This is a genomic window from Enterobacter sp. MGH 37 (genome assembly GCF_000534515.1).
GTDB lineage: Bacteria > Pseudomonadota > Gammaproteobacteria > Enterobacterales > Enterobacteriaceae > Enterobacter > Enterobacter kobei.
The window spans coordinates 451,300-470,696 of record NZ_KI973205.1 but is presented as its reverse complement, the minus strand read 5'-3'; the positions used below and the strand labels follow the sequence as shown (position 1 = coordinate 470,696).

At 57.9% G+C, this 19,397-nt stretch carries 17 protein-coding genes; 5 read left to right on the top strand and 12 right to left on the bottom strand.

The window, feature by feature from the left end:
• Positions 1-9 precede the first annotated feature (9 nt).
• Positions 10-918, top strand: a complete 909-nt coding sequence (yvcK, locus tag L383_RS21420) for a uridine diphosphate-N-acetylglucosamine-binding protein YvcK (protein ID WP_014883078.1) — start codon at positions 10-12, stop codon at positions 916-918.
• Between the two features lie 73 nt (positions 919-991).
• On the opposite strand, the gene uvrB is transcribed toward yvcK, so the two are convergent.
• A complete protein-coding gene (uvrB, locus tag L383_RS21425) occupies positions 992-3,007 on the bottom strand; it encodes an excinuclease ABC subunit UvrB (RefSeq protein WP_014883077.1) in 2,016 nt (671 codons plus the stop codon).
• A 750-nt stretch (positions 3,008-3,757) separates the two neighbouring features.
• Between uvrB and L383_RS21430 the strand changes: the two genes are divergently transcribed.
• Positions 3,758-4,480 carry an ABC transporter ATP-binding protein gene (locus L383_RS21430; protein WP_023332449.1) on the top strand — a complete coding sequence of 241 codons (723 nt, stop codon included), beginning with the start codon at positions 3,758-3,760 and terminating at the stop codon, positions 4,478-4,480.
• Here L383_RS21430 and bioD read toward each other — a convergent pair.
• The 4 genes from bioD to bioB are packed head-to-tail and all read right to left on the bottom strand — an operon-like array spanning position 4,443 to position 8,070.
• Positions 4,443-5,144, bottom strand: a complete 702-nt coding sequence (bioD, locus tag L383_RS21435) for a dethiobiotin synthase (protein ID WP_032628780.1) — start codon at positions 5,142-5,144, stop codon at positions 4,443-4,445. The two genes, L383_RS21430 and bioD, sit on opposite strands and share 38 nt — an antisense overlap.
• A complete protein-coding gene (gene bioC, locus L383_RS21440) occupies positions 5,137-5,892 on the bottom strand; it encodes a malonyl-ACP O-methyltransferase BioC (RefSeq protein WP_023332447.1) in 756 nt (251 codons plus the stop codon). Before bioC ends, bioD begins: the two co-directional genes overlap by 8 nt.
• Positions 5,876-7,033: an 8-amino-7-oxononanoate synthase gene (gene bioF / locus L383_RS21445; RefSeq protein WP_023332446.1), complete on the bottom strand. Its 1,158-nt coding sequence runs from the start codon at positions 7,031-7,033 to the stop codon at positions 5,876-5,878. Before bioF ends, bioC begins: the two co-directional genes overlap by 17 nt.
• The gene (gene bioB, locus L383_RS21450; protein ID WP_008501133.1) at positions 7,030-8,070 is read right to left on the bottom strand and encodes a biotin synthase BioB; all 1,041 of its coding nucleotides are present in this window, start codon (positions 8,068-8,070) and stop codon (positions 7,030-7,032) included. Before bioB ends, bioF begins: the two co-directional genes overlap by 4 nt.
• A gap of 68 nt (positions 8,071-8,138) precedes the next feature.
• On the opposite strand from bioB, the gene bioA reads away from it, so the two are divergent.
• Complete coding sequence (gene bioA / locus L383_RS21455) at positions 8,139-9,446, top strand: adenosylmethionine--8-amino-7-oxononanoate transaminase (protein ID WP_023332445.1); 1,308 nt, start codon at positions 8,139-8,141, stop codon at positions 9,444-9,446.
• Positions 9,447-9,494: 48 nt separating this feature from the next.
• Complete coding sequence (locus L383_RS21460; RefSeq protein ID WP_023332444.1) at positions 9,495-9,971, top strand: kinase inhibitor; 477 nt, start codon at positions 9,495-9,497, stop codon at positions 9,969-9,971.
• An 83-nt stretch (positions 9,972-10,054) separates the two neighbouring features.
• Here L383_RS21460 and hutH read toward each other — a convergent pair whose 3' ends face one another.
• The 5 genes from hutH to hutI all read right to left on the bottom strand — a co-directional run bounded on the left by hutH (position 10,055) and on the right by hutI (position 16,297).
• Positions 10,055-11,575 carry a histidine ammonia-lyase gene (hutH, locus tag L383_RS21465; protein ID WP_023332443.1) on the bottom strand — a complete coding sequence of 507 codons (1,521 nt, stop codon included), beginning with the start codon at positions 11,573-11,575 and terminating at the stop codon, positions 10,055-10,057.
• Positions 11,572-13,260, bottom strand: a complete 1,689-nt coding sequence (gene hutU, locus L383_RS21470) for a urocanate hydratase (protein ID WP_014883069.1) — start codon at positions 13,258-13,260, stop codon at positions 11,572-11,574. The genes hutH and hutU overlap by 4 nt, the downstream gene beginning before the upstream one ends.
• A 127-nt stretch (positions 13,261-13,387) precedes the next feature.
• Positions 13,388-14,122: a histidine utilization repressor gene (locus L383_RS21475; protein ID WP_014883068.1), complete on the bottom strand. Its 735-nt coding sequence runs from the start codon at positions 14,120-14,122 to the stop codon at positions 13,388-13,390.
• A gap of 19 nt (positions 14,123-14,141) precedes the next feature.
• Positions 14,142-15,080: a formimidoylglutamase gene (gene hutG / locus L383_RS21480; RefSeq protein ID WP_023332442.1), complete on the bottom strand. Its 939-nt coding sequence runs from the start codon at positions 15,078-15,080 to the stop codon at positions 14,142-14,144.
• On the bottom strand, positions 15,077-16,297 hold the full coding sequence (gene hutI / locus L383_RS21485; protein ID WP_023332441.1) for an imidazolonepropionase: 1,221 nt from the start codon (positions 16,295-16,297) through the stop codon (positions 15,077-15,079). Before hutI ends, hutG begins: the two co-directional genes overlap by 4 nt.
• Positions 16,298-16,522: 225 nt before the next feature.
• Between hutI and L383_RS21490 the strand changes: the two genes are divergently transcribed.
• Positions 16,523-17,806, top strand: coding sequence for a putative acyl-CoA thioester hydrolase (locus tag L383_RS21490; protein ID WP_014883065.1), 1,284 nt, complete (start codon positions 16,523-16,525; stop codon positions 17,804-17,806).
• Between the two features lie 52 nt (positions 17,807-17,858).
• On the opposite strand, the gene tisB is transcribed toward L383_RS21490, so the two are convergent.
• Together tisB and pgl are read right to left on the bottom strand one after the other, a co-directional pair.
• Positions 17,859-17,948: a type I toxin-antitoxin system toxin TisB gene (gene tisB, locus L383_RS24675; RefSeq protein WP_023332440.1), complete on the bottom strand. Its 90-nt coding sequence runs from the start codon at positions 17,946-17,948 to the stop codon at positions 17,859-17,861.
• Between the two features lie 444 nt (positions 17,949-18,392).
• Complete coding sequence (gene pgl / locus L383_RS21495; RefSeq protein WP_023332439.1) at positions 18,393-19,388, bottom strand: 6-phosphogluconolactonase; 996 nt, start codon at positions 19,386-19,388, stop codon at positions 18,393-18,395.
• Positions 19,389-19,397 lie beyond the last annotated feature (9 nt).

Sequence of the window (19,397 nt, the reverse complement as noted above, 5' to 3'; positions counted from 1 at the left end):
GGAACGGGTATGCGTAATCGCACTTTTGCGGATCTTGACCGAGTGGTCGCTCTAGGCGGAGGCCACGGCCTGGGCCGGGTGATGTCCTCTTTGTCGTCACTGGGCTCAAGGCTGACAGGGATAGTGACAACCACCGATAATGGCGGCTCAACCGGGCGGATCAGACGTGCCGAAGGCGGCATCGCCTGGGGGGATATGCGCAACTGTCTCAACCAGCTGATTACCGAACCGAGCGTCGCATCTGCGATGTTTGAGTACCGTTTTGGCGGCAACGGGGAACTTTCCGGGCATAACCTTGGAAATTTAATGCTTAAGGCGCTGGATCACCTGAGCGTGCGCCCGCTTGAAGCCATCAATTTGATACGAAATCTGCTGAAAGTGGATGCGTTCCTGATCCCGATGTCAGAACAGCCGGTGGATTTAATGGCCATTGATGCTGACGATCACGAAGTGTACGGCGAAGTGAATATCGACCAGCTTCTGCTGCCGCCAAAAGAGCTGATGACCTACCCGAGCGTACCAGCGACGCGTGAAGCCGTCGAAGCGATTGGCGAAGCGGATTTAATCCTGATTGGCCCGGGCAGTTTTTATACCAGCCTGATGCCGATCCTGCTGGTCAAAGAGCTGGCGCAGGCACTGCGTCGCACCCCTGCTCCGATGGTTTACATCGGTAATCTGGGGCGTGAACTGAGCCCGGCGGCGGCAAGCCTGTCGCTGGCAGATAAACTGAGCCTGATGGAGCAGTACGTCGGCAAGAAAATCATCGACGGCGTGGTGGTTGGGCCTAAGGTGGATGTCTCCGGTATCGGCGAGCGGGTGGTGATTCAGGAGCCGCTGGAGGCCAGCGATATTAAATACCGCCACGACCGCCATCTGCTGCGCGAAGCGCTGGAGAAGGCGATTCAGGCGCTGGGTTAGGTTCGTTTTATGCGGCCTGTTGCCCTCACCCCGGCCCTCTCCCACAGGGAGAGGGAGAAAACACATCACCGACTCACGATGCCGCGATAAACAAATCCCGCAGCTGATGAAGCTGATCGCGGATCTGCGCCGCCTCTTCGAACTCTAGGTTCTGGGCGTGCTGCATCATCTGCGCCTCCAGCTCATGGATCTTCTGCTGCAGCGCTTTCGGCGTCAGTACGACGGTATCTTCTTCCACCACGGAACGGGCCTTGCCGCGGCCTTTCGCTTTGGTCTTCGCAATGTTCTGACCGAGCGCCAGAATATCCACCACTTTCTTGTTCAGCCCCTGCGGAGTAATGCCGTGCTCTTCGTTATAGCGCTGCTGTTTCTCACGGCGGCGTTCCGTTTCGCCAATCGCTTTCGCCATCGACGGGGTAATTTTATCGCCGTAGAGAATCGCTTTGCCATTGACATTACGCGCGGCGCGGCCAATGGTCTGGATCAGCGAGCGCTCGGAACGCAGGAAGCCCTCTTTATCCGCGTCCAGAATCGCCACCAGCGAGACTTCCGGCATATCCAGCCCCTCTCGCAACAGGTTGATCCCTACCAGCACGTCAAACTCACCCAGACGCAGATCGCGGATGATCTCCATACGCTCCACGGTATCGATATCCGAGTGCAGATAACGCACCTTCTCGCCGTGCTCTTCCAGATACTCCGTCAGGTCTTCCGCCATACGCTTGGTGAGCGTGGTCACCAGCACACGCTCGTTGATGGCGGCACGCTTGCGGATCTCAGAGAGCAGATCGTCCACCTGGGTCGCCACCGGACGCACTTCGATAATCGGATCCAGCAGCCCGGTCGGACGAACCACCTGATCAATCACCTCATCGCCCGATTTCTCCAGCTCGTAGTTGCCCGGCGTGGCCGACACGTAGATAGTCTGCGGCGCCAGCGCCTCAAACTCTTCAAACTTCATCGGACGGTTATCCAGTGCCGACGGCAGACGGAACCCGTACTCCACCAGCGTCTCTTTACGCGCGCGGTCACCGCGGTACATCCCGCCTATCTGCGGAATGGTGACGTGGGATTCGTCTATCACCAGCAAGCCGTCGGCCGGGAGGTAGTCAAACAGCGTCGGCGGCGGCTCACCCGGCCCACGACCTGAGAGGAAACGGGAGTAGTTTTCAATACCGGAGCAGTAGCCGAGCTCGTTCATCATCTCCAGATCGAACTGGGTTCGCTGGCTCAGGCGCTGCTCTTCCAGCAGCTTATTGTTCGCCAGAAGCACCTTACGGCGTTCAGCAAGCTCCACTTTGATCTCTTCCATCGCCTGCACGATACGCTCGCGCGGCGTCACGTAGTGCGTTTTAGGGTAGATGGTAAAACGCTGGATCACCGACTCAACGTGACCGGTTAGCGGGTCAAACAACGATAAACGTTCAACCTCTTCATCAAACAACTCAACGCGCAGCGCCATATCGTCCGATTCCGCCGGGAAGATGTCGATCACCTCCCCGCGCACGCGGAACGTTCCACGCTGAAATGCCTGGTCGTTACGGGTGTACTGCAACTCCGCCAGACGGCGCAAAATCGCACGCTGATCGATGATCATCCCCTGCGTCAGGTGGAGCATCATCTTCAGATAGAGGTCCGGGTCGCCCAGGCCGTAAATCGCCGAAACCGACGCCACCACAACCACATCGCGACGCTCCAGCAGCGCCTTGGTCGCCGACAGTCGCATCTGCTCGATGTGTTCGTTCACTGAGGCATCTTTCTCGATGAAGGTGTCAGAGCTCGGCACATAGGCTTCCGGCTGGTAGTAATCGTAGTAGGAGACGAAATACTCAACGGCGTTCTCCGGGAAGAACTCTTTCATCTCGCCGTAAAGCTGTGCCGCGAGGGTTTTGTTGGGGGCAAGCACCATCGTAGGGCGCTGCAGATCCGCGATCACGTTGGCGATGGTGAACGTTTTACCGGAACCGGTTACCCCCAGCAGCGTCTGGTGCGCAAGCCCATCTTCCAGCCCCTCTTCCAGACGACGGATCGCCTCAGGCTGATCGCCAGATGGACGGAAAGCAGAATTCAGTTTGAACGGTTTACTCATGGGCGACGACCTGATGACGTTATAAGCGGCAGGTGAGTAATTTTACTCGTTGTTGCCAGGAATGCCAGTAAAAAACACTGGATGAAAAACCAGTAGCATGTCAGGATATTTAGCATAGCGGCTTAAGGATTAGCGCGTTAATGGATAAAATTTCGACTCTGACGAGATAAAAAACCAGTCAACGTGGGTTATCCCCAGAACTTTTTCTTTTTTAACATTTGTCAAGCCAGGTAATGAGAGTTTTATGGCCGCGCGTGACACTTTCATTACGGTAATTGCTTTTATCTAAGCAATTAAATTTTAAACGATATTTTCTAAAGCCGCGTTTCGCGTCAATTTGGGCGAAAGCCGCGTCTTCTCTCGCTTATCGCGTGTTTTCTAACTCTAATGCACATGGTTATCCACAGGAATAGTGGATAACTGCTTCCAGCCCGTGCAGAGTGCCGCTCGGCAAATTCCCGGATTTTCCCACGAGACGGCAACAAAAAATTTTTATCGCTATTTTTTGTCGATAAACAGTTGCGTCATTCATAACCACCTGATGGGATCTTGCTCACATTTCCGCCATTTTCCCCTGCACCACGACTCAACACCGCCAGCACCGTCGATGTGCAATTCCGGGTTTCCTTACCCCACTTAGTGGTGGAACATTCTTAAAAAAGCCGCTTTTTTAATCACTTCACGGTTTCTGGCAGGGGTTTTGCACAATCAAAAACCGAGCGTCACCGACACATTTTTAAGGAGAGAAAGATGTTGAGTCTGCGTGCAGTGAATCAGTTTTACGGAAGCCAACATACGCTATGGAACGTGGATTTAGATTTTCCGCAAGGGATGTGTACCGGCGTTGTTGGCCTGCCAGGGATGGGAAAAACCACCCTAATGAATTGCATTGCCGGGAAAGTGCCCGTGGATAGCGGCACCATCATCTGGCATGAAGCGGGTGCGCCGCCGCGTGATTTACTCAGCCAGACGGCCGAACAACGTTCCGGACCGGGGATTGGCTATGTCCCGCAGGACAGGCGGATTTTTTCTCAGCTGACGATTGAGGAAAATTTGCACATTGCCATGCGGGCGATGGATAAATCCGACCCGGCAGCGAAAAGTGAAGTGTACGAGCTCTTTCCCGAACTTTACGCGCTGCGTCAGACGCGAGGCAACGCCCTTTCGCCAGAGGCGCAGTATCAGCTTGCTCTGGCAAATGCGCTGGTCAATCGCCCGCGTATGTTGATTCTGGATGAACCTATGCACGGTGCCGGCCAGGGCTTTGCCCATAAGCTTGCACAACTGCTGGTACGGCTAAACCGGGAGCTTGGGATGACGGTGCTGCTGGCAGAACAGCAGCTGTCGTTTATCCGCCGGGTTGCGGATCGGTTTTGCATGCTCTACCGCGGACGTAACGTGGCACAGGGCCACGTTAACGAACTCAACGATGAGCTTATTGCCCACTGGATGTCGCTGGAAGCAAGACGCTGAGGTCAAGATACTGACCGGTTTCGGCCTGTTCGGCATCGTCCGCAAGCCAGGGGATCTCCCCCAGGAATGGCGCGGGGAGCACCCGTTTGAGGGTCGTCAGATACTCATGGTGTCGCTTGCCCGGCGTGACCACGTCGTTGGCTATCCAGCCCGCGAGACGCAGCCCTGCCTGCTGAACGGCCTGCGCCGTCAACATGGCGTGGTTAATACACCCGAGCTTGACGCCGACAACGAGTATGACCGGGAGTTGCTCGGCCTGCACCCAGTCAGCAAACGTCTGGTCCTGAGAGAGCGGCGTAAACCACCCGCCTGCACCTTCCACCAGCACCCAGTCGGCCTGGCTTTCCAGGGTTCGTAACCCGGCAGAGAGCACGGTAAAATCAATCGGACGGCCTTCATCGGCGCTGATAATGTGCGGCGAAGTCGGCTCGGCAAAGGTATACGGGTTCACCGCTGAATAGGCGAGTTTGAGCGTGCTGTTACGCTGAAGCGCCAGCGCGTCGGTGTTACGTAACCCCTCCGCCGTCATCTCGCTGCCGGAAGCCACAGGCTTATACCCGGCGGTGTTTTTCCAAAGCTTTCGCGCCGCCTGCAAAAGGGCAGCGCTGGCAACCGTCTTGCCCACTTCCGTATCCGTCCCGGTGACAAAATAACGTTCAGTCACGTTCAATAATCCCATGAAAAAGTTGATAAGAGAGCGGGAACTGGCCCCGCTGCTGCGGCCAGGCCAGCTCAAGGCGCTGCAGCTGGCCCCGGGTCAGCGGTTTTTTCTCGCGCCCGGCATGCAGATGCGTGGCGCCAATGCCCTTCAGCGAGCGCATCGCGCTTAAAGCATCGGTAAAATCGAGAGTGATGGTCTGCACCGTACTGCGATAGCGCCAGCCTGCCAGGGCCTGCATAACCTGCTCATATGACAAAAAGCGGTTGGCGTGCGGCTGTTCATCCACCGCCTGCCATGCCTGATTGAGCTCCGGTAACGAGCTTTCCAGTAGCGTGGTAAACGCCACCTTGCCGCCCGGGCAGGCGACGCGATAAAGCTCGCTCAACGCCTGCGGCAGGCTGCTGCACCACTGCACCGCCAGATGGCTCCAGACCAGATCGAATTGCGCGTCCGCCAGCGGAATCGCCTCGATGTCCGCCACCAGATAACGATGCGCAGCCTGCTGCTGGCGCGCCTCATCCAGCATAGCGGGAGACAGGTCGATGGCCGTCACGTGACTTCCCTCCTCGCGCCAGAGTCGGCTATTCCCGCCGGGGCCGCACCCGGCGTCAAGTACCTGGGTAAAGCGCCTCTCGCCGAGCAACGTCATCAGCCCCTGTGCGCTCTGGCGCTGCAGTTCATCGTGCTGTGAATAGCTGCGCGCGGCCCGGCCGAACGCCGCCGCAATGGCCTGCTTATTGACTGGCAACATGCAGCGCCTCCAGAAGTGCAGCAATATCCTCGGTCTCGTGCGCCGCCGTCAGCGTGAGCCGCAGACGCGCCGTGCCCGGCGGTACGGTGGGTGGACGAATAGCCGTGACCCACATCTCCCGATCGCGCAGCGTTTGTGCCAGGGAGAGCGCCTGCGCGTTTTCCCCTACGATCACCGGCTGGATGGCACTTTGCGAATCAGTACTGCGGAAAGGAAGCGCCGCCAGTCCCTGACGGAAGCGGCAGATATGCTCTGCCAGCCGCTGGCGACGTTCCTCCCCTTCTGCGCTACGAATGACGGCCAGGGACGCAGACAACGCCACGGCCTGCGCCGGTGGCATGCTGGTGCTGTAGATCAGGTGCCGGGCAAACTGCAGCAGATAGTCTGCAACGGACTCGCTGCACAGTACGGCGGCGCCACTCACGCCAAAACCTTTGCCGAAAGTGACTATCAGCAGCTCCGGCCTGACGCCTTGCTGGTGAACACTTCCCCGCCCTTCATCACCCGTCACGCCGATACCGTGGGCATCGTCGACCAGCAGCCAGGCATGTTGCTGTCTGGCGGCCTCGTGCAGTACGGCAAGCGGTGCGCTGTCGCCGTCCATGCTGAATACCCCTTCCGTGACCACCAGCTGTTGCCCCTCGCACGGTTTATCCAGCAGCGCAGCGAGTTGCCCCGCATCGTTATGGGCAAAGCGGCGCAGCTGAGCCGGACTCAAACTTGCCGCTTCCAGCAGCGAGGCATGGCTTAAGCGGTCGGCGACAATGCGGTCGTCCTTCCCCATCAGGGCGGTAATCACCGCCTGATTGGCGGCAAAACCCGAAATAAACAACAGCGCGCGCGGGTAGCCCAGCCAGTCGGCAAGCCCCTCCTCCAGCGCCTGATGTGCCGGGGTGTAGCCGCTAACGTGCCCCGATCCACCGCTGCCCACGCCAAACCGCTCTGCCCCCTGCTGCCAGGCGCGAACGATAGCCGGATGCTGGCTAAGACCGAGATAATCGTTACTGGAGAAGTTACGGTAACGCCGACTGTCGCGGGTCAGAAAACGGCCTGCGCCGTTTTCGACCACCTTGCGTACGCGAAACGCATCAGTCGCTCGACGCTCGTCGAGCGCCGACTGGATACGTGCCTGCCAGGTCATACTGCTGCCGCGTTGTAGAACTGGTCGGTGTCGGCATTGAAAATCTGCTGCTCCAGCTGCTGCTGTTGCTCGTTATCCCCCGTCAGCACCTCGGTCTGATGCGGGTTCAGCCCCAGCTTGCGGAACAGCTGAACATCTTTGTCTTCCTCCGGGTTCGGCGTGGTCAGCAGCTTGCAGCCGTAGAAGATGGAGTTGGCCCCGGCCATAAAGCACATTGCCTGGGTCTGCTCGTTCATCTGCTCACGGCCCGCAGAAAGGCGTACATAAGAGGTCGGCATCATGATGCGCGCCACCGCGATAGTGCGAATAAAATCAAACGCGTCCACGTCCTCGTTATCCGCCAGCGGCGTGCCTTTGACCTTCACCAGCATGTTAATCGGGACACTTTCCGGCGGCGTTGGCAGGTTCGCCAGCTGCAGCAGCAGACCCGCACGATCTTTCACCGTTTCACCTAAGCCCACAATACCGCCGGAACAGACTTTGATCCCCGCGTCACGCACTTTGTCCAGCGTATCCAGACGCTCCTGATAGGTGCGCGTGGTGATGATGTTGCCGTAAAACTCCGGCGAGGTATCGAGGTTATGGTTGTAGTAATCCAGTCCTGCCGCCGAGAGGCGCTGCGCCTGTTCTTCGTTCAGCGTTCCGAGCGTCATACAGGCTTCGAGGCCCATCTCCTTCACCCCTTTCACCATCTGCTCCAGATACGGCATATCGCGATCGTGCGGGTTCTTCCACGCCGCCCCCATGCAGAAGCGTGTCGAGCCGGCGTTTTTCGCCTTACGCGCGGAATCGAGCACCTGCTCTACTTCCATCAGGCGTTCGGATTCAAGACCGGTTTTATAGCGTGCGCTCTGTGGGCAATATTTGCAGTCTTCAGGACAGGCGCCGGTCTTGATCGACAGCAGCGTGCTGACCTGAACATGGCGCGGATCGAAGTGCTGACGATGCACCTGTTGGGCTTCAAACATCAGCTCAAGGAAAGGTTTATTGAATAATTCAGTAACTTGCGACATCGTCCAGCGTGCGTGGTGAGCCATCGGGCTTCTCCAAAGGGTTTTGTTAATTTTCGGTTCGGTTTATACTCGTAAACCTAAAACTTTTCAAAATGGTTTACAAGTCGATTATGACCCAGGACGATCTCGCCTTCGACAAGCAGCATATCTGGCACCCTTACACCTCCACCATCCGCCCTCTTCCCGTCTATCCGGTGGCCTCGGCCCGCGGCTGCGAGCTGCACCTTGCCAGCGGTGAACAGCTCGTCGACGGGATGTCCTCCTGGTGGGCGGCCATTCACGGGTATAACCACCCGCGCCTGAACACGGCGATGAAGGCCCAGATTGACCAGATGTCGCACGTCATGTTTGGCGGGATCACCCATCAACCTGCGGTGGATTTGTGCCGTCGCCTGGTGGCAATGACCCCTGAATCGCTGGAGTGTGTCTTCCTGGCCGATTCCGGCTCCGTGGCGGTGGAAGTGGCGATGAAAATGGCGCTGCAGTACTGGCACGCCAGAGGCGAAACGCGCCAGCGCTTCCTCACGTTCCGCAACGGCTATCATGGTGATACCTTCGGGGCGATGTCGGTCTGCGACCCGGATAACTCCATGCACAGCCTGTGGAAAGGTTATCTGCCGGAAAACCTGTTCGCGCCTGCCCCGCAAAGCCGCTTCGACGGCGAGTGGAACGAGATGGATATGGTTGGCTTCGCGCGACTCATGGCGGCACATCGTCATGATATCGCCGCCGTGATCCTGGAGCCGATTGTGCAGGGCGCAGGCGGAATGAGGATGTATCATCCGGAATGGCTGAAGCGTATTCGCAAGATGTGCGACCGCGAGGGCATTCTGCTGATTGCCGATGAAATCGCCACCGGCTTTGGCCGCACCGGGAAGCTGTTTGCCTGCGAGCATGCGGGTATCGCCCCGGATATTTTATGCCTGGGCAAAGCGCTGACTGGCGGCACCATGACACTCTCGGCCACCCTCACGACCCGTCATGTTGCCGACACCATCAGCGACGGCGACGCGGGCTGCTTTATGCACGGTCCGACGTTTATGGGCAACCCTCTGGCCTGCGCCGTCGCAAGTGAAAGCCTCGCCATACTGGAGAGCGGCGAGTGGCAGACGCAGGTCGCGGCGATTGAAGCGCAGCTGAAAGACGAGCTGAGCGCCGCCTCGGGTGCCCATTTTGTGGCGGACGTGCGCGTGCTGGGCGCCATCGGGGTAATTGAAACCACGCATCCGGTGAATATGGCGGCGCTGCAGCGCTTCTTCGTTGAGCAGGGCGTCTGGGTGCGGCCTTTCGGCAAGCTGATCTACCTGATGCCGCCGTATATCATCACTGCTGAGCAGCTGCGTAAGCTCACCGCTGCGGTAGTCGACGCGGTCAACATACCCGCGCATTTCACGATTTAGCCCTATGCGTTACACTTCGAGAACGAGTGATTAACGAGGGTAAACCGTATGAAAATCATCAGCAAAGATCTGCGCGACGGCGAAAAGCTGCCGGAACGCCACGTTTTCAACGGCATGGGGTATCAGGGCGATAATATCTCCCCGCACCTGGCGTGGGATGAGGTTCCGGCTGGCACGAAAAGCTTTGTCGTGACCTGTTACGACCCGGATGCGCCAACCGGCTCCGGATGGTGGCACTGGATCGTAGCAAACCTGCCTGCCGACACGCGCGTGCTGCCGCAGGGTTCCGGCTCCGGCCTGGTCGCCCTGCCGGAAGGCGCTATTCAGACGCGCACTGACTTTGGTGAAGCGGGCTACGGCGGCGCGGCGCCACCAAAAGGGAAAACCCACCGCTATATCTTCACGGTGCATGCGCTGGATGTGGACAAGATTGAGGTCGATGAAGGCGCGAGTGGCGCGATGGTAGGCTTTAACGTGCATTTCCATTCGCTTGGTAGCGCGTCGATTACGGCGATGTATTCGTAAAAAAAGCCGGGTGGCGGCTACGCCTTACCCGGCCTACATTTTGCACTCGTAGGCCCGGTAAGCGCAGCGCCACCGGGTACGAATCACAGCACGGAAGGTAGCAGCCCTACCAGCCGTCCCTCTTCCAGAAGCTGTATCGCTTTATCAATGTCCGGCGCAAAGAAGCGGTCGTCATCGTAATGCGATACGTGCTCACGCAGCGCCTGACGCGCCTGCTCCAGCAGCGGGCTGGATTTCAGCCCTTCACGCAAATCAATACCCTGACTTGCCGCCAGCCATTCCACCGCCAGCACGCCGCGGGTGTTGGCGGCCATCTCCCAGAGACGACGTCCGGCAGCCGGGGCCATCGAGACGTGGTCCTCCTGGTTCGCCGAGGTTGGCAGGCTGTCGACGCTGTGCGGGTGCGACAGCGCTTTGTTTTCACTCGCCAGCGCGGCAGCCGTCACCTGGGCAATCATATAGCCCGAGTTGACCCCGCCGTTACGCACCAGGAACGGTGGCAGCTGCGACATATGTTTATCCATCATCAGCGCGATACGGCGTTCTGACAACGCGCCAATTTCGGCAATGGCCAGGGCGATATTATCCGCCGCCATCGCCACCGGCTCGGCGTGGAAGTTACCGCCGGAGACCACCTCGTTTTCCTGGGCGAAGACCAGCGGGTTATCGGATACCGCGTTGGCCTCTATCAGCAGTACCTCTGCGGCCTGGCGCAGCTGCGTCAGGCACGCGCCCATCACCTGCGGCTGGCAGCGCAGAGAGTACGGATCCTGCACTTTTTCACAGTTGTGGTGTGAATCCGCAATTTCGCTGGTGTCGGTGAGCACGTGGCGATACATGGCGGCGGCATCAATCTGGCCGCGCTGGCCGCGCACCTCGTGGATACGAGCGTCGAACGGGCGACGCGAACCCAGCACGGCTTCAGTAGTGAGCGCGCCGCACACCACCGCCGAGGCAAACAGATCCTCCGCTTCAAACAGGCCGCGCAGCGCGAAGGCGGTCGACGCCTGCGTGCCGTTCAGCAGCGCCAGCCCCTCCTTCGCCGCCAGGGTGATCGGGGCTAAACCGGCTTTTTTCAGCGCCTCTTTGGCAGGAAGCCATTCGCCCTGCCAGCGTGCCTGCCCTTCCCCCAACAGAAGCAGCGACATATGCGCCAGCGGCGCAAGATCGCCGGAGGCGCCGACGGAACCTTTCGCCGGGATCCACGGATAGACGTCGGCATTAACCAGCGCCATCAGCGCCTGGATCACGCTCAGGCGAATGCCGGAGAAACCGCGCGCCAGGCTGTTGATTTTAAGCACCATCATCAGACGGACAATCTCGTCATCCAGCGGCTGGCCGACCCCCGCCGCGTGAGACAGCACCAGTGAACGCTGTAAGTTTTCCAGATCGTGCGTTGCAATGCGCGTTTGTGCCAGCAGACCAAAGCCGGTGTTGATCCCGTAAGCCGTGCGCCCTTCGGCAACAATGGCCTCCACGCAGGCAACGCTGTCGTTAATGGCGGCGTGGGCACTTTCATCAAGCGAGAGCGTAACCGGCTGACGCCAGACGTTTCGCAGCTGTTTAAGCGTCAGGGAACCGGGCGTAAGTGTTAAAACGTTCATTCATGATTTCCTTGTGTGGCAGGGATCATCGGCAGGTTTAGCCCCTGCTCTTTGGCACAGTCAATAGCAATCTCGTAACCCGCGTCCGCGTGACGCATCACGCCGGTGGCCGGGTCGTTGTGCAGCACGCGAGCGATACGCGCGGCGGCTTCATCGGTACCGTCACAAACGATAACCATCCCCGAGTGCTGGGAGAAGCCCATTCCCACGCCACCGCCGTGGTGCAGCGAGACCCAGGTCGCGCCGCTGGCGGTATTGAGCAGGGCATTCAGCAGCGGCCAGTCTGAAACGGCATCCGAGCCGTCGCGCATGGCTTCCGTTTCACGGTTAGGGCTGGCAACGGAGCCGGAATCAAGGTGGTCGCGACCAATGACAATCGGTGCGGAGACTTCGCCGCTGCGCACCATTTCATTGAAGGCCAGACCCAGTTTTTGCCGCCACTCCAGACCGACCCAGCAGATACGCGCCGGCAGGCCCTGGAAGTTAATGCGCTCGCGCGCCATGTCCAGCCAGTGGTGGAGATGTTCGTCATCCGCGACGATCTCTTTCACTTTGGCATCGGTTTTGTAGATATCCTCCGGGTCACCGGACAGGGCAACCCAGCGGAACGGCCCAATGCCGCGACAGAACAGCGGGCGAATATAGGCAGGCACGAAGCCCGGGAAGTCGAAGGCGTTCGTCACGCCCATCTCTTTCGCCATCTGGCGGATGTTATTGCCGTAATCGAAGGTCGGAATGCCCATCTTGCTGAAGGCCAGCATCGCGGAGACGTGTTCAGCCATCGAACGTTTCGCGGCGAGAACCGTGCCTTCCGGGTCGGTTTCCGCTTTTTGCTGATATTCTTCCCACGTCCAGCCGTTTGGCAGGTAACCGTGCAGCGGGTCATGGGCGCTGGTCTGGTCGGTGACGAGATCCGGGCGAACGCCGCGGGCGACAAGTTCAGGCAGAATCTCTGCCGCGTTGCCGCACAGGGCGATCGACACCGCTTTGCCTTCCGAGGTGTATTTTTTGATGCGCGCCAGCGCATCGTCGAGGTTATCAGCCTGCTCGTCGACGTAGCGGGTACGCAGACGGAAATCAATGCGGCTCTGCTGGCACTCAATGTTAAGCGAGCAGGCGCCAGCAAGCGTGGCGGCAAGTGGCTGCGCGCCGCCCATACCGCCGAGACCGGCAGTCAATACCCAGCGGCCTTTCAGCGAGCCGTTATAGTGCTGGCGGCCGGCTTCCACGAAGGTTTCGTAAGTGCCTTGCACAATCCCCTGGCTGCCAATGTAGATCCAGCTCCCGGCGGTCATCTGACCATACATCGCCAGCCCTTTGGCATCCAGCTCGTTGAAGTGTTCCCACGTCGCCCAGTGCGGCACCAGGTTAGAGTTGGCGATCAGCACGCGTGGCGCGTTTTTATGGGTTTTGAATACGCCGACCGGCTTGCCGGACTGTACCAGCAGGGTTTCGTCGTGTTCGAGATGAGTCAGGGATTTTACAATTGCGTCATAGCATTCCCAGTTACGCGCGGCGCGGCCTATACCGCCGTAGACCACCAGCTCGTGGGGGTTCTCCGCCACCTCAGGGTCGAGGTTATTCATCAACATGCGCAGCGGGGCTTCGGTGAGCCAGCTTTTGGCAGTAAGCGTGGTGCCGCGCGCGGCGCGGACATCCTGCTGGCGGTATTTACCTGACGACATTGTGTGCTCCTCATAAAGGACAGATGATGCATTTAGATATACTTGTATAGACAAGCACACACAAGGTCAGATTTAACAAAAAAGATACAATTTTGTTATATTGCGTTAGCGATCACGCTTATAAAACTTATGACATAAAGTGGCCCTGCAGCCGGTAACGGTTACCCGGGAAAAGCAGCCTGGCATGGGAGACAATCTGCGATGATGACCAGGTTCGACGGCGGATCAGCAGGCACGGATCGTGCTCTTTAATGCGCAACCGTTCACATTCCTGCGGCGTGGCGCGCACAGCCTCCACAATGTGTTCCCCTTCCGTCAGCGGTGCGACCAGCGAGAGGTACGCATGCGGCGTGGTTTGGGTGTAATCCTGGCTCAGATACTCCGGTATCCGCTCTGCGTTAACGCAGCGATCTTCAATCTGTACCGGAATGTCGTTCTCAAAATGCACCATCACGGAGTGGAAGATGCGGCTCCCTTCTTTAACATTCAGCTCGGCGGCCTGCTCGGCGCTCGCCTCGGTCTCTTCGAGCACCAGCACCTCGCAGCGGTGCTGATGATTTCGCGAGTGTATCTCATCGGCAATACTGCGGATTTCAAACAGCGCCGACTGACCTTTGGGCTCCGCCACGAAGGTGCCGACCCCCTGCAGGCGCACCAGAAGACCTTCATCGGTCAGTTCGCGCAGCGCCCGGTTGATGGTCATCCGGCTAAATCCAAATTGCGCCACCAGTTCGGCCTCGGACGGAATACGATCGTGAGGGCGCCAGACACCGGTAGCAATTTTTTCGCTGATAGCCTGCTTCACCTTTTCGTAGAAAGGCGCAGGAGGGCTCGACTGCGCCAGGGGCGAGCGTGAAAACATCATGACTCCTTAAATAGGGTTATGCCCACCAGTGAGCAATTTGCCAGGCCAGACGAGCGGCAAGCTTCGCGCCCTGTCCGTCCCTGTCGTACTGCGGGTTAAACTCTACCAGATCGGCGGCCTGCAGCTTACCGCTGCGACAGATTTGTTCGATAACCGGCAGAAGATCCAGCGCCGGTACCCCTAACGCCGCAGGGGCGGATACGGCAGGCATTTCGCTCGCCGGCAGAACGTCGAGGTCAATAGTCAGGTAGACCCGATCGGCCTGCGCCAGCACCTTTTCCAGCGCAGATAACGCATCGCGTCTGAAATGCCAGTCTTCCACCAGCGTGACGTTCAGGCGTTCCGCTTCATCCCAGAGTGCCTGCGTGTTGGCTGCCCGGCTGACGCCAAAGCAGGCGTAGCGAAACGCCCGACTGTGGTCCTCGCAGTAATGGGCCAGTTGACGAAACGGGGTACCGGATGTTGCACGCTCGGCCTTGCGCAGATCGAGATGGGCATCAAGATTAATCACTGCCACGCGCTCGTTCGGGAAGGCATCGAGAATGCCCCGACCATGCGCCCAGGCGGTCTCGTGCCCGCCGCCAAAGATCAGCGTGCGCATCCCGGACTGCTGGCAGGCCGTCACCGCATCGCTTAAAACCCGCTGTGCCGCTTCAAGTTCATCACCTTCGACATATACGGACCCCATATCCGCCAGCCGTTCGTGTCCCTGATGGCTGGCCATATTCGCCAGCGCGTTGCGCAGGATATCAGGGGCCTGTACGGCGCCAGACCTGCCCTGATTGCGTTTAACCCCTGCATCGCATTCAAACCCGATCAGCGCGATGCCAGAGGAAAGCGGCGTAAACTGCGCCTGCTGCTGTATCGTCTGAAAAATACGCTTTGCATTGCTGGCCTCGGCGCTGTCGTCACGCCCCTGCCAGACCGTTTCGGCTACGGGCCGCCATAACCTCATACTGCCTCCCCACGGAAAATACGCTGATACAACGGATTGCGACCCGGTTCATAGACCATCTCAACCGGATGGTCAGCATCCCAGACGATAAAATCGGCCACATACCCCGCCTGCAATTGCCCGTGGGTTGCGCCGCGACCCAGCGCCTGCGCGGCGTGTCGCGTGACGCCAGCCCAGGCCTCTTCAGGGGTCAGGCCAAACTGGACGCAGGCCATATTCATCGCCAGGTGCAGGCTCGCAAACGGGCTGGTGCCGGGGTTATAGTCGGTGGCCACCGCCATCGGCACTCCCTGTTTTCTGAGCTGTTCAACCGGCGGACGCTGGCGTTCCTGAAGGAAATAGAACGCGCCGGGAAGCAATACCGCCACCGTACCGCTTTGCGCCATCGCCTGAATGCCTGCGTCGTCGAGATATTCGATATGATCCGCTGACAGCCCTTTATACTGGCTGACCAGCGCCGCACCGCCCTGATTAGACAGCTGCTCAACATGCCCTTTCACCGGAATACCCAGCGCGGTGGCGGCCTGGAAAAGGCGCTCGGTTTGCGACGGGGTAAAGCCGACGTTTTCACAAAACACATCTACCGCTTCAAATAACGCTTTTTGCCACAGCGTGGGCATGATCTGCTCGCAGACCAGCGTGAGATACGCATCCGGATCCTGTCGGTATTCCGCAGGGACGGCATGTGCCGCCAGAAGCGTCGGGCTAATCTCGACCAGATTACTCAGACTAAGCTGGCGAGCAACCAGCAACATTTTCTCTTCGGCATCCGCGTTAAGTCCGTATCCCGATTTAATTTCTATGGTCGTCACGCCTTCATTCATGAGACGCTCTAGCCGCTGCTGCGCCAGCTTCAACAGGGTTTCCGGCGAACTGTTGCGTGTCGCCGTCACGGTGGCGTTAATCCCGCCGCCCTGCGCGCTGATGGTTTGATAAGAGACACCGTTCAGGCGCTGCTCCCACTCTGCCGCGCGGTCGCCGCCAAACACCAGATGGGTATGGCAATCAATCAGCCCCGGCGTCACCAGACGCCCCTGGAGATCGACGCAGTGACGGTGACCGGAAGGAATGTCAGATTCAGGCATCACGGCCAGGATGGTTTGACCGCGCACGACCAGGGCATGTTGCGCTTTCAGACCATAGGGTGCGGAGGCATCGGGAACCATCGTTGCCAGTCGCGCATTTCGCCATATTACATCGTCAGGATGAAGCTGCATGGGCATTCCACTTGTCATAGGTTGTATAGACATTTATTTTCATCCGCCGTCTGCTGTCAACCGTTCTGGTAGAAAATGTTATTTATTTGTGATGACTTTCCCGCCTCCCGGGGGTAAAAAATGCAACTTTTACCCTTTTTATCTTCCCGTTTCGCTCAACTTAGTATAAAAAAGCAGGCTATTTCGTCTATCCCGTTTAAGACTTGCATACCCAGGAGCTCCACCTTGAACATTTCCAGGATTTCCCGTCTGGCGTTAGCGCTCGCCTTTGGCGTGACCTTATCCGCATGCAGTTCAACACCACCGGATCAGCTGCCTTCTGAGCAGGTAGCACCGGGCACCGCGTCCCGCCCGATTTTGTCCGCTGATGAAGCGAAGAACTTCGACCGTGCCCACTACTTCTCAGCGATGGATCCTAACGCTGCGCCGTGGACACCGTCTTCTATTAACCTGCCGAAACAGCCTGACTTCGTGGTTGGCCCGGCTGGCGCCCAGGGCGTAACGCACACGTCCATTCAGGCAGCGGTTGACGCGGCCATTACCAAACACAGCGCATCTCGCCAGTACATCGCGATCCTGCCGGGCGAATACGAAGGCACCGTGTATGTTCCGGCCGCACCAGGCAGCATCACCCTTTACGGTCTGGGCGAAAAAGCAATCGACGTGAAAATTGGCCTGGCGATTGATTCCGAAATCGACAGCACCACCTGGCGTCGCCTGGTGAACCCGGCCGGTAAATATATGCCAGGTAAACCGGCGTGGTACATGTTTGATAACTGCCAGAGCAAGCGTTCCGCTACCGTTGGCCTGATGTGCTCGGCGGTATTCTGGTCCCAAAATAATGGTCTGCAGCTGCAAAACCTGACCATTCAAAATACCCTCGGCGACAGCGTCGATGCCGGTACTCACCAGGCCGTCGCGCTGCGTAGTGATGGCGATAAGGTGCAGATTAACAACGTCAACATTCTGGGCCGTCAGAATACCTTCTTCGTGACCAACAGCGATGTTAAGAACACGCTGCAGAACAACCGCCTGACCCGTACGCTGGTAACCAACAGCTACATTGAAGGTGACGTGGATCTGGTGTCCGGTCGTGGTGCGGTGGTATTTGAAAACACCGATTTCCGCGTGGTGAACTCGCGCACTCAGCAGGAAGGTTACGTGTTTGCGCCAGCAACACAGTCTAACCTGTTCTACGGCTTCCTGGCCGTTAACAGCCGCTTTAACGCTGCCGGCGACGGCGTGGCACAGCTGGGTCGCTCCCTGGATGTGGACTCTGCCACTAACGGTCAGGTCGTGATCCGCGACAGCGTGATCAACGAAGGCTTTAACATGGCGAAGCCGTGGGCTGATGCCGCGATCTCCAAGCGTCCGTTCTCCGGCAATACCGGTGCGGTGGATGATAAAGGGAACGTGCAGCGCAATCTGAACGACGCAAACTTCAACCGCATGTGGGAATACAACAACCGCGGTCTGGGTAGCAAGGTGGTTGCAGAGCCGAAGCAGTAAGATGAGAGTAAAAGGGGGATTTTAATCCCCCTTTTTACTGCGACTGAATGCGTCAGGCACCAAACTTAAGATACGCATCCAATAGTTGCATAATCGCAACCATGAGTTGCAGGAAAAGAATTGCCCATTCCACACCGCTCATACGCCACTCCTTTGGTATAGAGCACTTCTCCTCTGCCTTACCTTTCCGCTGCCTGTCACCAGAGGTGTGTTGGCTATGTTTTGATGTGCTCCGCAGTTTAGGCACTGTCGGCACCACCCGACAGCCAGGACTTAAAAAGGATCCTGAATTGCGGAACTGCAGCACATCAAACCAACGAACAGAATGATATCAAACCATTACTGTATATAAAAACAGTTATGAAGAGTTTAGGAATCCATAAAGAAAAACCAAATATGACATTGATTATATTAATTATTTTTGCGCACCACCGCTTGAGAACGTCTTTTCTTCATTGGTGATGATTTTACATCGTCTTAAGTCAACATTATGATAATCAGGTTGGTTACGTTTTGATGTGCTCTACCCGGCTACCACCGGGCATAAAAAAACCTCGCATTCGCGAGGTTTTTTGTTTCAGGCCAATTAGTGAGCGTTGACCAGGACCCACATCGGACCCTGGCCTACGGCGTAGCGTCCTTTTTCTTCCAGCAGACCCTGTACGCCTTTGATTTCATACAGCGCGATATGGTGGGATTTCTGCCCTGCCGCAATCAGGTATTTACCGCTGTGATCGATATTAAAGCCGCGCGGCTGAGTTTCCGTTGGCTGGAAACCTTCAATGGCCAGCACGCTGCCATCTTCGGAGACGCTGAAGACGGTAATCAGGCTGGAGGTACGGTCGCAGGCATACAGATGACGGCCGTCAGGCGTAATGTGGATATCCGCCGCCCAGCGGGTGTCAGAGAAGTCAGACGGCATCATATCCAGCGTCTGCACGCATTCGATCTGACCGTTTGGATCTTTCAGCTCCCACACGTCTACCGAACTGTTCAGTTCGTTTACCACATAGGCATACTGCTGGTTCGGGTGGAAGACCATATGGCGTGGGCCTGCGCCCTCAACGGTAGTCACTTCAGCCGGGTTTTGCGCCACCAGGTGACCATCGTCGCTCAGGGTAAACAGGCAGATGCGATCCTGCTTCAGTGCAGGCACCCACAGCGTGCGGTTGTCCGGAGAGATATTCGCCGAGTGACACCCTTCCAGTCCTTCCACCACGTCGACTGTGTCGACCGGAATGCCGTCGTCAAGGCGGGTCACGCTGACGCAGCCCGCATTGTAAGAGCCGCTAAAGATGAAACGCCCTTTACGATCGGTCGAGATGTGGGTCGGGCTGCCCGGCAGCGGCGCTTCGGCAGTGTAGGTCAGCGCACCGTCGTCCGGCGTGATGCGGTAGGCCAGCACCCGGAACTCAGGACGTACGCCAACATAGAGAAAACGTTTATCCGGGCTGACGACCATTGGCTGTACTTGCCCCGGAACATCAACAACCTGAACCAGCGTGAGCGAACCTTCTGCATTCAAACGCCAGACGTGGATCTGCTGACTTTCAGGACTGGCGGTATAAACGGTTTGTTTCATGAATACTCC

Coding starts and splice junctions, on each gene's coding strand:
- bioA (WP_023332445.1), top strand. CDS start 8,139: ATGGTTTACAAGTCGATTATGACCCAGGACGATCTCGCCTTCGACAAG.
- hutG (WP_023332442.1), bottom strand. CDS start 15,080: ATGAGGTTATGGCGGCCCGTAGCCGAAACGGTCTGGCAGGGGCGTGAC.
- bioC (WP_023332447.1), bottom strand. CDS start 5,892: ATGTTGCCAGTCAATAAGCAGGCCATTGCGGCGGCGTTCGGCCGGGCC.
- L383_RS21430 (WP_023332449.1), top strand. CDS start 3,758: ATGTTGAGTCTGCGTGCAGTGAATCAGTTTTACGGAAGCCAACATACG.
- hutU (WP_014883069.1), bottom strand. CDS start 13,260: ATGTCGTCAGGTAAATACCGCCAGCAGGATGTCCGCGCCGCGCGCGGC.
- hutI (WP_023332441.1), bottom strand. CDS start 16,297: ATGCAGCTTCATCCTGACGATGTAATATGGCGAAATGCGCGACTGGCA.
- L383_RS21475 (WP_014883068.1), bottom strand. CDS start 14,122: ATGTTTTCACGCTCGCCCCTGGCGCAGTCGAGCCCTCCTGCGCCTTTC.
- L383_RS21460 (WP_023332444.1), top strand. CDS start 9,495: ATGAAAATCATCAGCAAAGATCTGCGCGACGGCGAAAAGCTGCCGGAA.
- bioF (WP_023332446.1), bottom strand. CDS start 7,033: ATGACCTGGCAGGCACGTATCCAGTCGGCGCTCGACGAGCGTCGAGCG.
- pgl (WP_023332439.1), bottom strand. CDS start 19,388: ATGAAACAAACCGTTTATACCGCCAGTCCTGAAAGTCAGCAGATCCAC.
- tisB (WP_023332440.1), bottom strand. CDS start 17,948: ATGAGCGGTGTGGAATGGGCAATTCTTTTCCTGCAACTCATGGTTGCG.
- uvrB (WP_014883077.1), bottom strand. CDS start 3,007: ATGAGTAAACCGTTCAAACTGAATTCTGCTTTCCGTCCATCTGGCGAT.
- yvcK (WP_014883078.1), top strand. CDS start 10: ATGCGTAATCGCACTTTTGCGGATCTTGACCGAGTGGTCGCTCTAGGC.
- bioB (WP_008501133.1), bottom strand. CDS start 8,070: ATGGCTCACCACGCACGCTGGACGATGTCGCAAGTTACTGAATTATTC.
- hutH (WP_023332443.1), bottom strand. CDS start 11,575: ATGAACGTTTTAACACTTACGCCCGGTTCCCTGACGCTTAAACAGCTG.